Source organism: Amycolatopsis minnesotensis (assembly GCF_039529815.1).
Taxonomy (GTDB): domain Bacteria; phylum Actinomycetota; class Actinomycetes; order Mycobacteriales; family Pseudonocardiaceae; genus Amycolatopsis; species Amycolatopsis minnesotensis.
Genome location: NZ_BAAANN010000030.1, coordinates 1 through 14,025, shown reverse-complemented (window position 1 = coordinate 14,025; position 14,025 = coordinate 1). Strand labels below are relative to the sequence as shown.

14 protein-coding genes are annotated in these 14,025 nt (G+C 71.1%); 7 read left to right on the top strand and 7 right to left on the bottom strand.

Going from position 1 to position 14,025, the window contains the following annotated elements; translation table 11 throughout:
• Positions 1-5: 5 nt before the first annotated feature.
• Positions 6-872, bottom strand: a complete 867-nt coding sequence (locus tag ABD256_RS31150; protein ID WP_344427082.1) for a sigma-70 family RNA polymerase sigma factor — start codon at positions 870-872, stop codon at positions 6-8.
• 73 nt (positions 873-945) lie between these two features.
• Between ABD256_RS31150 and ABD256_RS31145 the strand changes: the two genes are divergently transcribed.
• Entirely contained in the window at positions 946-1,629 is a 684-nt protein-coding gene (locus ABD256_RS31145; protein WP_344427079.1) for an FMN-dependent NADH-azoreductase, read from the top strand.
• On the opposite strand, the gene ABD256_RS31140 is transcribed toward ABD256_RS31145, so the two are convergent.
• The gene (locus tag ABD256_RS31140) at positions 1,619-2,173 is read right to left on the bottom strand and encodes a TetR/AcrR family transcriptional regulator (protein WP_344427076.1); all 555 of its coding nucleotides are present in this window, start codon (positions 2,171-2,173) and stop codon (positions 1,619-1,621) included. The genes ABD256_RS31145 and ABD256_RS31140 overlap by 11 nt on opposite strands.
• A 105-nt stretch (positions 2,174-2,278) precedes the next feature.
• On the opposite strand from ABD256_RS31140, the gene ABD256_RS31135 reads away from it, so the two are divergent.
• The gene (locus tag ABD256_RS31135; protein ID WP_344427073.1) at positions 2,279-3,157 is read left to right on the top strand and encodes an NmrA family NAD(P)-binding protein; all 879 of its coding nucleotides are present in this window, start codon (positions 2,279-2,281) and stop codon (positions 3,155-3,157) included.
• Here ABD256_RS31135 and ABD256_RS31130 read toward each other — a convergent pair.
• From ABD256_RS31130 to ABD256_RS31110, 5 genes are all read right to left on the bottom strand, one after another.
• Positions 3,117-4,232: a hypothetical protein gene (locus tag ABD256_RS31130; RefSeq protein ID WP_344427070.1), complete on the bottom strand. Its 1,116-nt coding sequence runs from the start codon at positions 4,230-4,232 to the stop codon at positions 3,117-3,119. The genes ABD256_RS31135 and ABD256_RS31130 overlap by 41 nt on opposite strands.
• A 41-nt stretch (positions 4,233-4,273) precedes the next feature.
• Positions 4,274-4,906, bottom strand: a complete 633-nt coding sequence (locus ABD256_RS31125; protein ID WP_344427067.1) for a response regulator — start codon at positions 4,904-4,906, stop codon at positions 4,274-4,276.
• On the bottom strand, positions 4,903-6,042 hold the full coding sequence (locus tag ABD256_RS31120; protein ID WP_344427064.1) for a sensor histidine kinase: 1,140 nt from the start codon (positions 6,040-6,042) through the stop codon (positions 4,903-4,905). Before ABD256_RS31120 ends, ABD256_RS31125 begins: the two co-directional genes overlap by 4 nt.
• Before the next feature lie 18 nt (positions 6,043-6,060).
• Positions 6,061-6,600, bottom strand: coding sequence for a DUF1453 domain-containing protein (locus ABD256_RS31115; RefSeq protein WP_344427061.1), 540 nt, complete (start codon positions 6,598-6,600; stop codon positions 6,061-6,063).
• A 119-nt stretch (positions 6,601-6,719) separates the two neighbouring features.
• The gene (locus tag ABD256_RS31110; protein ID WP_344427058.1) at positions 6,720-10,838 is read right to left on the bottom strand and encodes a glycoside hydrolase family 2 TIM barrel-domain containing protein; all 4,119 of its coding nucleotides are present in this window, start codon (positions 10,836-10,838) and stop codon (positions 6,720-6,722) included.
• Between the two features lie 210 nt (positions 10,839-11,048).
• Here ABD256_RS31110 and rbsK point away from each other — a divergent pair, with 210 nt between their 5' ends.
• The 5 genes from rbsK (at position 11,049) to ABD256_RS44520 (ending at position 13,977) form a co-directional block, all read left to right on the top strand.
• The gene (gene rbsK / locus ABD256_RS31105) at positions 11,049-11,966 is read left to right on the top strand and encodes a ribokinase (RefSeq protein WP_344427055.1); all 918 of its coding nucleotides are present in this window, start codon (positions 11,049-11,051) and stop codon (positions 11,964-11,966) included.
• An 11-nt stretch (positions 11,967-11,977) separates the two neighbouring features.
• The gene (locus ABD256_RS31100) at positions 11,978-12,319 is read left to right on the top strand and encodes a PadR family transcriptional regulator (protein WP_344427053.1); all 342 of its coding nucleotides are present in this window, start codon (positions 11,978-11,980) and stop codon (positions 12,317-12,319) included.
• Positions 12,316-12,978 carry an HAAS signaling domain-containing protein gene (locus ABD256_RS31095; RefSeq protein WP_344427051.1) on the top strand — a complete coding sequence of 221 codons (663 nt, stop codon included), beginning with the start codon at positions 12,316-12,318 and terminating at the stop codon, positions 12,976-12,978. The genes ABD256_RS31100 and ABD256_RS31095 overlap by 4 nt, the downstream gene beginning before the upstream one ends.
• Before the next feature lie 86 nt (positions 12,979-13,064).
• Complete coding sequence (locus ABD256_RS31090) at positions 13,065-13,511, top strand: hypothetical protein (protein WP_344427048.1); 447 nt, start codon at positions 13,065-13,067, stop codon at positions 13,509-13,511.
• 226 nt (positions 13,512-13,737) lie between these two features.
• A complete protein-coding gene (locus ABD256_RS44520) occupies positions 13,738-13,977 on the top strand; it encodes an IS66 family transposase zinc-finger binding domain-containing protein (RefSeq protein WP_425546553.1) in 240 nt (79 codons plus the stop codon).
• The last annotated feature ends 48 nt before the right edge of the window (positions 13,978-14,025 follow it).

Here is a 14,025-nt window from a genome sequence, read left to right as displayed (position 1 = left end):
GCGGCCTACAGGACCGCGATGTCGAGCTGTCGCAGGCGATCGGGGTCCGCGATGACTTCGTACGAGGTGATCCGGTCCCCTTCGACCGTGACGGTGATGGCCAGCACGAGCCGCCCGCGAGGCGCCACCACGACTCCGACGGAGCCGTCGACGAGCGCGGTTTCGGCGAAGCGGGACCGGCGGCCGAAGCCGACCGTCTCCTTCGCCACGACACGGGCGCCGCGCGCCACGGTCGAGCGGCCAGGGGGCAGGGCGGCGGGATCGGCCCTGCGGACGACGTCGGGGGCCAGCACTTCGAGCAGGGCGGTGAGGTCGCCGCCGCGCGAGGCGGCGAGGAAGGCGTCGATCACGAGCCGGTGCCGGGCCAGGTCGGCATCGGGGACCGGGGAAGTGCCGCGAACCCGTTGACGGGCGCGGCTGGCGAGCTTCTTCGTGGTGACCGGCGAGCGGTCCACGATCGGCGCGATCCGGTCGAACGGCACCGCGAACAGGTCGTGCAGGACGAAGGCGACCCGCTCGTCGGGGCCGAGGGTGTCCAGCACCACGAGCAGCGCGCGGCCGACCGAATCCGCCAGCAGGATCTCCTCCTCGGGACCGGGGCCGCCCGCGAACTCGTCGGGCAGGTTCCCGCCGAGGTCTTCGCGCCGCGACTTGCGCGAGCGCAGCATGTCGAGGCACACGCGGGAAACGACCGTGCGCAGCCACGCCGCCATGCTCTCGACCTCGCGCACGTCGGTGCGGCCGAGCCGCAGCCATGCCTCCTGCACCGCGTCGTCCGCCTCGCCGAGCGAGCCGAGCATCCGGTACGCGACCGCCCTCAGCTGCGCGCGATGCGTTTCGAACCGCGCGGCCAGCTCATCGTGCTCCGCCATCGGTCACCTTTCCTCGGCACGCTCCGTCAGTTTCATGAGGGCACAGGAAACACGAGCGAAGGGGAAGAACCGAATGATCGACAGCGTAGCCGAGTCGTTGCTGCACCTCGACTCCAGCGCCGACGCCTTCCGCGATTCGGTGACGAGGCAGCTCACCGCGTCCTTCGCGGAAGCGTGGCGCGGCACGGCGTACACCTACCGGGACGTGGCGGCCGAGCCCGTCCCGCTGGTGACCGCCGCCTACACCACGCTCGGGCGGCGGGTGGAACGCCACGGCGTGCTCCCGCTGGACAAGGTGGCCGCGCTGGTCGAAACCGAGGCGGAGGACCGGGAATGGGCGCGGACGCTGCCCCTGATCGAGGAAGTGCTTGCCGCGCGGACGATCCTGCTCGGCGTCCCGATGTACAACTTCTCGGTGCCCGCTTCGCTGAAGGCGTGGATCGACCGCGTGAGCTTCCCCGGGGCGTTCACCGATCCCGGCAGCGGCCTCAGCCTGCTGCGGGACACCAAGCTGGTACTGGTCCTCGCGCGGGGCGGTGGCTACGGTCCCGGTACCCCTCGCCACGGGTGCGACTTCCAAACCCCTTACCTGCGAGCGCAGTTCGGCAGGCTCGGCGTGTCCGAAGTGAACTCGTCCATTGTGGAGGCCGAATTCACCAGGGCGGACGACATCCCGGCGCTGGCCGGTTTCCAGGACAGGGCGGCGAAGTCGCTCGCGGCGGCGCGCACCGCGGTGGCGGACCTCGCTACGGGCTGATCCCCGCCACCACCAAGCGCAGCAGCCGGTCCGCTTCGGCGACCGGATCGGCGTGGCCCTCCGTGGCCAGCACGATGCCCGCGACCAGTGTGACCAGATCCGCCACGGTCACGCCCGGCGTCACCGCCCCGGCCCGCGCGGCGCGGCGCAGCAATGGTTCGCCCGAGTCGGAAAGCTTTACCGAGCAGGCTTTCGCGTGCTCGGCGTAGTCCACGTCCTCCTGCGCCAGCACGGTGGCGAATCCGCGCGCGGAGGCGGCGTAGGCGGTGAGGGCACCCAGCCATTCCAGGAACGCGGCGCGTGGATCGGCCGCGCCGGCCAGTTCGCGGCCCCGCTCGCACAACGCCTCGATCCGGTTGGCGAAGACCGCCTCCAGCATCGCGCGCCTGCCGGGGAAGTGCCGTCGCACGGTGGCCGAGCCGACGCCGGCCGTGCGCGCGATCTGCTCCAGCGAGGCGCCGGCGCCGTGCGCGGCGACCTCGTCCTCGGCCACGGCGAGGATGCGCGCGTAGTTCTGCCTCGCGTCGGCGCGCTGTGCGGCCACGGCGTCACCTCCGGGTTTGCTAAGTGGCGGGGCCCTCCATATAGTAGCGGAGGACTAAGTGGCGGGCCCCGCCATTTAGCGGCGACAACACTCCGAGGAGCACTCATGTCCCCCGTCTTGGTCACCGGCGTCACCGGAAAGCAGGGCGGCGCCACCGCGCGCGCCCTGCTCGACGCCGGTTTCAGCGTCCGAGCGCTGGTCCGCAACCCGGACACCGACCGTGCCCGCGCCGTCGCCGCGCTCGGCGCCGAACTGGTCACCGGGAACCTCCGCGACCGCGACTCCGTGCTGCGCGCCGCCGAGGGCGCGCGGGCGGTGTTTTCGATCCAGATGCCCGATCTGACCGACGAGCGGGGCGACGACGAATGGGTACAGGCGCGCACCCTGATCGACGCCGCGCGCGACGCGGGGGTGGCCCAGTTCGTGCACACCTCGGTTTCCGGCGCCGGGCAGCACCGGACGGTCCTCACCGACAAGACGACCACGATGTGGCACTCCATGGAAACCAAGGCCGCGATCCAGGACCGCGTCCGCGAAGCGGGCTTCCCGCACTGGACGCTGCTGAAGCCGGGGTTCTTCATGGAGAACTTCCTCCCGCCCTCGTTCGTGCTCCCGAACGGGCCCGAAGGCGGGCTGGTGACCGTCATCAAGCCCGGTACCGAACTGGCGCTCGTCGCGGTCGCCGACATCGGTGCCGCGGCGGCCGCGGCCTTCGCCGGCCCGGCGCGCTTCCACGCCGTCGAACTGGAACTGGCGGGCGAGCGGCTGACGATGACCGAGATCGCGAAGATCCTGTCGAACACCTACGGCACCGAGCTGACCGCCCCGGTCATGACCGCGGCGGAAGCGATCGCCGCCGGGGCACCGGACTTCGGCCACGACGGGCTGAACGAGTTCAGCCAGCCCGCACGTCCCGAGGACGCGCGCGCACTCGGCATCCCGCTCACCGGTTTCGCCGAGTGGACGGAAGCGCACCTGCGCTGAGGCGCTCGTACAACGGGGTGGCGATCTCCTCGACGGTCCGGCCGTCCGTGTCGGCGACCAGGTCGGCCGGTACCGTCACCTTTTCGTCGGCGAGCGAGGTTTCCCTTGCGAGGTAACGGAGTTCGTCCTCCGGCGCACCGGCAAGGTCGTCACCGGGGATCGGCGGGCCTTCCCCTCGCCCGCGCGCCAGTATCCGCTCGGTCAGCTCGGCCATCCCGGCGCGCAAGCGGCACACGGTGAACCTCCCGCCCGGAATCGCCCGCACATACCGTTCCAGTGATTCGGGATCGTCGACAGCACCGACCAGCACGAGGTATTCGGCGCCCTCGGCGTAGAAGGTCCGCCACAGCGCGGCGAGGTTGTGCGCCTTCAGCCGGTGGGTGGATTCCGGCCGTACGAAGCCGATCTGGTCGAGGTCCACATAGGCCACGGTCGTGCCAGCACCGGCGGCCCTGGCGAACACGTCCCAGCCGACGGACGATTTGCCCACTCCGCGCGGCCCGGTCACCCACAGCACGGACACGGACCCGGGTTCGGGAACGGGGTCCACAGTGGACATCAGGTGGCGCCGGGGCACGGTGACCGGCTCGCGGACCAAGCGCGCCACTTCGGGCACGGATCGGCCGTCCGTGCCGACGAGCACATCCGCGAAACCGGTGCGGTCCAGTTCCGCCGGCACCTCCACCGCGGCGTCCACCAGGTGCGGGAGCCAGCCGCGGCCGAGGAACCGCTTCCGCAGTTCGTCCTCCCCCGCGGTCAACCGGCACAGCGTCACGTCGGCGCCGGGGAGCAAGGAGGCGTACGCGCGGGCCGTTTCGGCCGAATCCAGCATCCCGCAGACGATCAGGCAGTCGGCCACACCGGCGTAGTTCGGCCACATCCCGGCGAGGTTCCGCGCCTTCACCCCGTGGTCACCGGCCAGCGCCGGGGTCGGCAGGCACAGCCCGATCTGGTCGGTGTCGAGCACCGCGGCCCGTACGCCGGATGCGGACAGCGAACGGAAGACCTCCCATGCCACCGACGTCTTCCCCACCCCGGGCGGACCGTACAACCACAGCAACGGCACGACGTCCACATCGGCAGGCTAGTGAATTCACCGCCCGGTGCCGAGCGGATTTACGAAGCGGTGTTGAGCGCGTACCGGACGGCGTCCGCCCTGGAGTGGAAACCCGCCTTGGCGAACAGGTTGTTGATATGCGTCTTCACCGTCGCCTCGCTGATCACGAGCCGCGCGGCGATCTCGGGATTGCGCAGGCCCTCCCCGATGAGACCGAGGATTTCCCGCTCCCTCGCGGTGAAGTTGACGGAGTCCTCGACGGGGCGGCGCGGCTCGCGCGTCGCCAGCGCGAGCAGGCGCTGCTGCACTTCGGGCGCGAGCACGGATTGGCCGGAGCCCGCGGCGCGAACGGCCTGCTCGATCTTGGCGCGGTCCGCTTCCTTCGTGAGGTAGCCGCTCGCGCCCGCGCGCAGCGCCGCGAGGATCGACTCGTCGTCGTCGAACGTGGTCAGCACGAGGACCCGCACGCCGGGATGGGCCGCGCGGATGCGTTCGGTGGCCTCGACCCCGCCCAGTACCGGCATGTTCAGGTCCATCAGCACCACGTCGGGTTCCCGTTCGGCGACCAAGGCGATGGCTTCTTCGCCGTTGGTGGCGGTGCCGAGCACGTCGATCCCGTCGGCGAGGTCGAGCATCACCGCGAGCGCTTCGCGGATGGACGCCTGATCGTCGACGACCACCAGTGATGTCATCGGGGCACCTCCACGTCCACCCGCCAACCGTCGCCGGCCGGCCCGGCCCGCAGCGACCCGCCCAGCAGCGCGACCCGTTCGCGCATCCCGACCAGGCCCATCCCGCCCCCGGTTCCGGCAGGCGGGCCGCCGGACCCGTTGACGACCGTGAGCGACACCGTTCCTCCGGTGAAGCCGAGCGTGATCGAGCGGTCCGATCCCGGAGCGTACTTGGCGGCGTTGGTCAGCGCCTCCTGCGCCGCGCGGATCACGGCGTGCGCGGTTTCGGTCGGCACCGGGCCCGGCTCCCCGGTCACCTCGAACGCGGCGGACTCGCTCGCGGCCATCAGTTCGAGCGTCTTCTCCAGCGGCAGCGTGTCCTCGCGCAGCGCGTGCACGGCGTGCCGGGTTTCGGTGATGCTGTCCACCGCGAGCGCCCGCGCGCGGCGGATCGCGCGGTTCGCTTCGCCGGTTCTTCCCTTGCCCTGCAACGCGTCCGCCATGTCGAGCTGCATCGCGATACCGGAGAGGGAATGGCCGAGCACGTCGTGGATCTCGCGGGCGATCCGGCTCCGCTCCACCAGCGCCGCTTCGCGCGCTTCGGACCGTCCCGCCCGTTCCGCCTCGGCCGCGGCGCGCTTGGCGTTGTGCAGCGCCTCCGCCCGCTCCCGCTGGGAGATCCCGGCGTAGGCGGGTGCGGCGACCGACAGCGCCGCCCACCACGACCAGGTGTTCGGCGTCGGGTGCAGCCGGCCGACGATCCAGACGGCGATCGCCGCGGTGACCCCGCCGAGTGCGGCGACCGTGATCGCCGTGCGCCGGTCGAGCCGCTTCCCGGCGACCATCGAAGCCACGAAGGCGAGCCCCGGGGCGATGGTCGTTTGCGCGATCGGGAGCAGCACCGCGGTGGACATCGAGTACCCGGCGGCGAGGGTGATCCGCAGCCACCGGGGGAAGCCGTCCCACGGGAAGAAGGACACCACTGCGAGAGGCGACGCCACGACGAGCAGCGCGATCGCCAGCCACGGCACGACGAGATCGGCGGAGAAGTACTGCACCACCGTCACCACCAGAAAGGTGGCGGCCAGTGCCAACGGGAGCACCGGTTCGTCGGTGAGTCGTTTCCGCTCCGCCATCGCACGCTCCCGTTCAGCCACGGTCGATACCTACCGTAGTCAGCGGTTCGCGATGCGGTCCCGCAGGCCGTCCAGGAGCGGCGAGGTCCGGTTCGGCGCGCCGTCCTTGCCCTTCTCCCAGATCACCTGGTGCCCGCCGCGCAGCGCCTTCGCCAGCGCGACGACACCCTCCACCAGCATGCCCAGCCCGATGGTCAGCATCGTGGTGTTGCCGAGCGCGGACGCCGCCCCCTTGTCGAACACACCGAGCAGCAGGGTGGCACCGAACTTCACCGCCACGTTGAGCACCCACAGCACGAGGGTGACCCAGGTGTAGCGCATGAACACCACGCCGTCCTGGCGGTACACCCTGACGCTCGCGCCGCGCAGCGCGCCGAGGCCGATGCTGAGCAGCGCGGTCACCACCAGGAAGAGCAGCGCGGTCCCGGTGACCCCGTCGAGGTTGGTGAGCCCGATCACGGTCAGCACGGCGGGCAGGACCAGCATGCGCTTCGCCTCCGCCGGCTCACCCGTGAACCGTCGCAACAGGACATACCCGATCGCCGCGATGATCAGGACTATCTGGACCGGCCCGCTCATGGTGTCGCCTCCGCCTACCTCGACTTTTGACGCTTTCGAGGTTAGGAATCCGGCCGGTTCCCGTCTTGCGGCGAGCGCCGTATCCCCGGGTGGAGAAATCCCTCCACCCGGGGACCGGCTCAGCCCCGCACATCCAGCGGTTGCGGCAGCGCTTCCGTCTGGTCGTCGACGACCGCCCTGACCATGGCGCGGCCAGGGGTGTGCCCGCCGGGGTCGCGGCGCACCCGCAGTGCCAGCGTTGCCGAACCGCCCGCGGGGACGCTGAAGGCGACGGGATCGGCGCGCAGCCGGTCGTCGCCGTCCAGCCGGAGCGTCCCGCTCGACGCGCGGCCGTCGACGCTGTCGATCCGGACCACGACCTCCCCCGGCACCGGGATCGCCGCTAGCGGTGCCAGGCGCACCGGCGACGTGATCACCCGCCAGCCGAGTTTGCGCTGCGTGCGGTCGTAGCTGATCAGGCCTTTCGTGTGGTAGCCGGGAACGGCGTAGGTGTCGCCGGACGCGCCCGCCGGCGTGAGCGCGAACTCGGTGGACGTCCAGATCATCTGCCCGAGCGTGTGCGGGCGCCGTTCGAGGAGGCGGTTGTAGGTGTCGATGAGCGCGGCCTGGTAGTACTCGCCGCCCTTCCCGGGGAGGTCGAGCCCCGCCGCCGCGTCGGCGCCGTACTCGGACAGCACGATCGGCTTGTCCCCGGCGGCGCGCTGCACCGCGTCCATGTCCCGGCCGATGTCCTCGGACTTCCCGTAGTACCAGCCCGCGTACTGGTTCGATGCGACGAAATCGTCCGAGCCGTACGCCTTGTCTTCGGTGAGCCAGGCCGTCACGTGGGTGAACAAGCGACTGGGATCGAGCTGCTTCCCGTAGCCGACGAGGGCGCGGACGTACTCGGCACCGGCGTCGGTGTTGGTGGCGTTTTCGTTGCCCACCGACCAGAACACCACCGAGGCGTGCCCGCGATCGCGGTCGATCTGCCTGCGCAGCATCGTTTTCGCGTAGTCCCGCGTCTTCGCGCTCGCGAGCTGCGCGGCGTTCGCCTGCGTCACCGGGACCTCCTCCATGACGAGGATGCCCAGCTCGTCCGCCGCCGCCAGTTCACCGGGCGTCGTCGGGTAGTGCGCCGGGCGCATCAGCGTGAAACCGCGGTCCCGCATGGTTTTCAGCTCTTCGCGCGCGAACCCGTCCGGCTGCGTGCGGCCGAGCCCGGGTGAGTCGGCGTGCCGGTTGAACCCGCGCAGGTTCGTCACCGGGGTGCCGTTCAGCACCACGTCGGCGCCGCGCACGGTGACCGTGCGGAACCCGGTGCGCGTGGTGAGCGCCGTACCGAGCGGCGGGGAGATCGTGACGGTGTAGAGCGCCGGATCCTCCGGTGACCACAGGCGTGGCGACGGCACGGAGAACCGCACCGGATCGCTGACCCCGCCGTTCGCGGGCGCGCGGAACACGGCGGTGCGGCTGAGCACCGTCCTGCCGTCGGGGCCGGTCACCGTGACGGCCGCGAAGACCGGCAGGGGCAGCCCGAGCGCGTTCACGGTGTCGGCGCGCAGGGTCAGCGACCCGTCGGCGGCGCCGTCCGCGGTGATCCCGGTGACCGCCAGCGGCGCGGTCCTGGTCAGCCGCGCGCCCTGGGTGAGCCCGCCCCAGTTCCAGTACAGGTTCGTGTTCAGCCCGTAGGACCGCACCAGCGCGGCGGTGTTGTCGGCGACCACGGCGAGCACGTTGCTGCCCTGCCGCAGCAACGATCCGACCGCCAGTGAAACCGGCAGGTGCCCGCCGACGGACTCGCCCGCCTTCCGCCCGTTCACCCAGTACGTGCAGGCGAAGGAGCACGCGTCGAAGGTCAGCGTCGCCGGTCCGAAGCCGTCGTGGTGGAGGTCGCGCCGGTAGAGGACTTTGCCGCCGTCAGGGGAATTCCACGCCTCGCGCACGGCACCGTAGGAATCCGGCACCAGTACCTCGCGCAGCGCGGGATCGCGGAACCCGGACTGGACGGCCGCCGGGGCGTCACCGTCGAGCGCGCCCGCGGGGAGGGCGGCGGCGGTCGCGAACGCCCAGCCGCCGTCGAGATCGGTGACCCCGGGTTTGCCCGGCGGCCGCTCGGTGACCACGGCGATCGAGGTGCTCACCACGCCCTGTGCCGTGATCGCGTCGGCGCGCAGCACGTGGCGTCCCGGCGCGAACCAGCCCGCGTCGGTGACCGTCCGCCAGCTCGGCTGCTTCCCGATGCCGTCCGCGTAGTGCCGCGTCACCTCGGCGAAGGCGACACCATCCATTGTGTACTGCACGCTGCGGGTGTCCGGTGGCGCGGCCACGTCGATCCGTTGCGTGCCCCGCAAGGTGCCCGGTGCCGGCGCGGTGAACCGGGCTCGCCGGTCTTCGGGTGGGCGGTGCGCGCCCGCGTTGGCGGTCACTTCCCTTGCCGCCGCGGGAAAGTCCGTGAGGCCGACCTGGTTGCGCTGGAACACGTTCGACGCGCCGCCGTTGTGCGGTTTCGCCTCGTTCTGGTCGGTCCAGTTGTCCTGCACGATCAGGTGCCTGCTCCAGGACGCCCACGAGGAGAACCAGTTGATCCCCTTCGCGGTCGCGTTCCGCACCACGTTGCGCTGCACGGTGTAGGCCCCGCTCCGCTCGTCGCAGTAGATCCCGTTGGCGCTCACTCCGTCGGCGAACTCGATGTCGTTCTCCTCCACGCGCGACCCCGGTGACTGCGCCTGCGTGTAGATCGCGCCGCCGTCGTGGAGCTGCCGCATGAACCCGCTGATCTTGTTGCGGCGCACCAGGATGTCGCGCTGGGTGTCACCGGCGCCGGCGAAGTTCCAGCCCCAGCCCACCGAAATCCCGGTGTAGGGCAGGTCGGACAGCGAATTCCCTTCGATCGTGAGCCCGTTGTGGTACCCGCCCGCGATCCCGACGGCGTCGCGGAACTCCTGCCCGATCCGGGTGATCTCGTTGCCGCGCACCACGTTCCCGCTCGCCTTCGCGCGAGGATCGGCGGGCGCGTGCTGGATGTCGCCGACGAAGACGGCCCCGCCCGAGATGTCGGTGAACGCGCTGTTCTCGACCACGCTGTCCTTGGTGCCACCGGAAAGGGTCACCCCGGCGCCGCCGAGGTGGGTGAAGGTCGTGCCGGTGAACCCGATCCGCGCGCCCGCGGTGACTTCGACGGCCGCCGCGGTGCGCGTGTAGTCCTCTCCGGCGCCGGAGATCTCCCCGGTGCGGTGGCCGCCGACGTAGTACCCCGCCTGCGCACCCGCGTACCCCTCCGCCGACGACGGGTTGAGCCAGTTCGTGCCGGTGAACGCGAGCCCCTCGAACGCCAGGTCGTGCACGGGATCGTCGAGCGTCCCGGTGAGCTGGAGCAACCGTTCCGCCTTCGGCAGCTCGACCCGAGCGGTGACCAGGTCCTCCCCCGGCCGCGGCACGTAGTAGACGCGCCCTTCGTCGGAGTCGACGAAGAACTGGCCCGGCGTGCCGAGCAGTTCCCTGGCGTTCTCGAACCAGTCGACGCCGAGGTAGGCGCTCCCGCGCGGGCTCGCGGACTGCCAGCCGGTCTGCGTCGGGGCGTTCGCGTTGTCCCAGCACGGCTGCGCGACGACGACGGTGGTCCCCTCCACCGCGGAAACCGAGCAGTGGAAGTCCCGCCAGCGCGCGTTGATGACGACCTGGAGCCGCGCTGGATCGGCGAACCCCGCCAGCGCGGGATCGACACCGGTGATGCCGCGCCGGTCGGTCTCGCACTGGCTGGCCGGGCAGCCGAACCCGCGATCGCGCACCGCGCGGACGCCGTTGACGTACAGCTCGCGCGCGCCGGAACCACGCGGAACCGGTGCCGCCCAGACGTTCTTGTCCCCTGGCTGCCTGGTCCAGCCGGTCACCGCGGTGGCGCCGGTGAACACGGGACGCGCGCCGTCGGCGGCCCGGTAGGTGATCCGGTGCCCGCCGCGCCCCGAGTCCGCCGGTCCGAACCGCAGCGGCGCGTCCAAGCGGTACTCGCCGCCGGTGACGGAGACCGTGACGTCGCCGTGCTCGCTGCGCTGCGCGGCCAGCACGCGCGCGGCGTCCATTGTGCACGGTGCGGCACGTGTGCAGTCGCGTCCGGTGGCGGTGGGCGCGACCCACAGCGCGGTGGCCGCCGGTGCCGCCTGCGCCGGGGCCGTCACGGCACCGGCGAGTCCGAGCAGGGCCGTCGCCGCGGCGGCCAGGCGGGTCGCGAAACGAACGGGGCGGGGAACAGCGGGCATCGAAGCCTCCCAGTCCAACCTTGTCCATGTATGTGAACTGGTTCACATATCAGTTTGGTGAGCATAGGTCGGATGTCTGTATTTGTCGATAAGGAGCTTTGAACGATCAACTTCGCGCAGTGATGTTCAGTCGAACGCACCAGCCGCCGAGGCCGCTAGCCTGTCGTCGGATTCAGCTCATCAGGAGGCCCGTCCGGAGAGGGAGGCGCGGTGGAACGCGACAACGTGCTGGTCGTCGGCAGCATCACCGCGGACGTCACCGCGTTCGCCGAACGGCTCCCCCGGCCGGGCGAGACCGTGCTCGGCACCGACTTCACCCTGGTGCTCGGCGGCAAGGGCGCGAACCAGGCCGTGGCCGCCGCCAGGTTCGGCGCGCCGACCTCGATGGTCGGCTGCGTCGGCGAAGACCTCTTCGCGGATCTCACCAGGGATTCGCTCGCCGGGCACGGGGTCCGGACGCAGTGGGTGCGGCAGGTCCCCGGGCCGACCGGGGTGGCGCACATCCGGGTGGACCGCCACGGCCAGAACGACATCGTGATCACCCCGCTCGCCAACGCCGCACTCGACGAGGCGCAGGTGGACACCGCGATCGCCGCGCTCGCAGAGGTCTCGTCGGTACTGCTGCTGCAGCTCGAAGTACGCCCGGAGATCACCGCGCACGCCGCCGAGGCGGGACGGCGCGCCGGCCTGACGGTCGTCCTCGACCCGGCGCCCGCGGCGGAACTACCGGACGGGATCTGGCCGGCGGTCGACGTGGTTACCCCGAACGAAAGCGAAGCCGCGCTGCTCACCGGCATCGAAGTGTCCGATGTGGACAGCGCACACCGCGCCGCGAAGTGGTTCCTCGACCGCGGGGTCGGCCGAGCCATCATCACACTCGGCGACAAGGGCGCGGTACTCGCCGATGCCCACGGCGCCAAGTTCTTCGAGCCGATCGAGGTCGCGGTCGTCGACACCACCGCCGCCGGAGACGCCTTCACCGGCACCTTCGGCGCCGCGCTCGCCGCCGGGCACGACACCGTCGAAGCCGTCGAACTCGCCATGGCCGCCGGCGCACTCGCCGTGACGAAGGCGGGCGCCAGCCCATCGCTACCGAACCGAGCCGAGCTCGACGCGCTTCTAGGGTAGCCTGCCTACGCATGAGGGCAGATGCGGTGCGAGGCCATCTCGACGGGTTGCTGCTGTCCGTGCTGGAAGCCGGGCCCCTGCACGGTTACGCGGTCATCTCCACGATCGAAGAGCGCAGCGGCGGCGCACTGGAGCTGCCGACGGGCACGATCTACCCGGCACTGAACCGGCTGGAGCGGCTCGGGCTGCTCGCCAGTAGCTGGCAGTCCGTCGGCGAACGGCGACGGCGGTGCTACCAGCTCACGGATGCGGGCAGGCGCAGCCTCGACACCCAGCGTGGCGCCTGGCGCGAGTTCACGGCCACGATCAGCGCGGTGCTCAACCCCGCCCCGGCACCGAGGACGGCCCGATGACCGCGCTGGTGCACGAAACCGATCCCGTCGAGGGCTACCTCGCCGCGCTGGCCGCCGCCGTGCACGGCCCGGCGAAAGCCAGGACCAGGATGCTCGCGGAGATCCGGGACGGCCTCGAAGACGCCGTGTCCGCACAGGGCAGCATCCCCCGTCACCACGCCGCCGCCCGCGCGCTGCGCGGTTTCGGGACCGTCGAAGAGGTCGCGGCGAGCTGCCAGCTCGAACTGACCATCGCGCAGACCCGGCACACCTCCCGCGCCCTCGCGCTGACCGTGCCGTTCCTGCTCGCCTGCTGGTACCTGATCCGGACGGCGGGCCCCAGCGGCGACGGACAGGTGCCGCGCGTGGCCCAGCTCGTCGCCGCCCACCTGACCGGCGCCGCGACCATCGCCGCGGTGCTCGCCGCGGCGGCGCTGGCCGCCACCGGCACGCTGGCCCGCTGGCTGCCGACCCCGCCGGGACTGCCCCGCGTCGTCGCCTGGACCAGCACGTCCACCGGCGCCGCGATGGCCGTGGCCACGATCGCGCTGCTCGCCGCGTCACCGTCGTCGGCGAACTGGCCGCTGGTCGTGCTCGCCGGGCTGTTCACCGCCGTCTCGCACGCGATGGTGGCCGGCTCGGCGCGCGCCTGCCGCGAGTGCGCACGCCTCACCTGCTGATCTCCCACCGACCCCATAGGTAGCCTGTCTACATCTCGATATGTAGGCTGCGTACCTATAGACAGCCAACGCGGTGTGGAGGGGTCATGTTCGAGGTGCTGCTGTCCGTGCACGTGCTCGCGGCGATACTGGTCGTCGGACCCATCGCCGTCGCCGCGTCACTGTTCCCCCGCTACGCGAAGCAACTGGCCACCGAAGAGGGCGAGATGGCCACCCGCAGCGCCGGCGTCCCGGCACTGCTGCACCGGATCTGCCGCGGCTACGCCGTCGTCGGCATCGCCGTCCCGATCTTCGGCATCGGCGCGGGCGCCCATCTCGGCGCACTCGGCGACTTCTGGCTCATCGCCTCGATGATCCTGACCGCCGCCGCCGCGGCACTGTTGGCAGTGGCGATCCTGCCCGCGCAGCGACGGGCGATGACGGGGTCCCCCGTTTCGAAGCTCGCCATGACGACCGGCATGTTCAATCTGCTCTGGGCGGTTGTGGTGGTGCTCATGATCGTTCGTCCCGGTTCTACCACTGGGGTGCGTTAGGTCTCGGTGCCGGTCGTCGTGTTGGGTGGCGGCTTACTGATGGCTTTGGACCGTAGGAGGGTGGCGGCTTGCTCGGCCTGGCCGCCGGTTGCGTTGTTTCTTGTCTCGCAACGGTTTCCACTTGGTCCACTTTGGACTCTGTTTTAAGATTCGCCCGGATGGTAACTATTCACTGATCGCAAACGAAGTAAGCAGCCGGGAGCGCCGGGGTGCGAGCCTGTCGCTGGTGGACGATCCGGACCAGGTCGTTGATCATGTTCCGTCGTCGTGTGGCGAGTGCGGTACCGGACTGCGTCGATGTGACGAGGTTGGTGTGACACGTCGGCAGGTGGTGGATCTGCCCGAGGTGCGCCCGCCGGTGACCGAACACCGGTTGCATCGACTGCGGTGTCGTGGCTGCCGACGTGTGAGTGCCGCGACGCGCCACGGGAGGCGACCGCGCCGGTGTGTTACGGGCCGAACGTGACCGCGCCGGCGGCGTCTCTGCTGACCTATCCGCACATCCCGGTCGCCC

Bases quoted from the DNA above. Each gene is read 5' to 3' on its own strand.
- ABD256_RS31125 (WP_344427067.1), bottom strand. From the start codon at position 4,906: ATGACATCACTGGTGGTCGTCGACGATCAGGCGTCCATCCGCGAAGCG.
- ABD256_RS31095 (WP_344427051.1), top strand. From the start codon at position 12,316: ATGACCGCGCTGGTGCACGAAACCGATCCCGTCGAGGGCTACCTCGCC.
- ABD256_RS31115 (WP_344427061.1), bottom strand. From the start codon at position 6,600: ATGAGCGGGCCGGTCCAGATAGTCCTGATCATCGCGGCGATCGGGTAT.
- ABD256_RS31135 (WP_344427073.1), top strand. From the start codon at position 2,279: ATGTCCCCCGTCTTGGTCACCGGCGTCACCGGAAAGCAGGGCGGCGCC.
- ABD256_RS31150 (WP_344427082.1), bottom strand. From the start codon at position 872: ATGGCGGAGCACGATGAGCTGGCCGCGCGGTTCGAAACGCATCGCGCG.
- ABD256_RS31145 (WP_344427079.1), top strand. From the start codon at position 946: ATGATCGACAGCGTAGCCGAGTCGTTGCTGCACCTCGACTCCAGCGCC.
- ABD256_RS31100 (WP_344427053.1), top strand. From the start codon at position 11,978: ATGAGGGCAGATGCGGTGCGAGGCCATCTCGACGGGTTGCTGCTGTCC.
- ABD256_RS31110 (WP_344427058.1), bottom strand. From the start codon at position 10,838: ATGCCCGCTGTTCCCCGCCCCGTTCGTTTCGCGACCCGCCTGGCCGCC.
- ABD256_RS31090 (WP_344427048.1), top strand. From the start codon at position 13,065: ATGTTCGAGGTGCTGCTGTCCGTGCACGTGCTCGCGGCGATACTGGTC.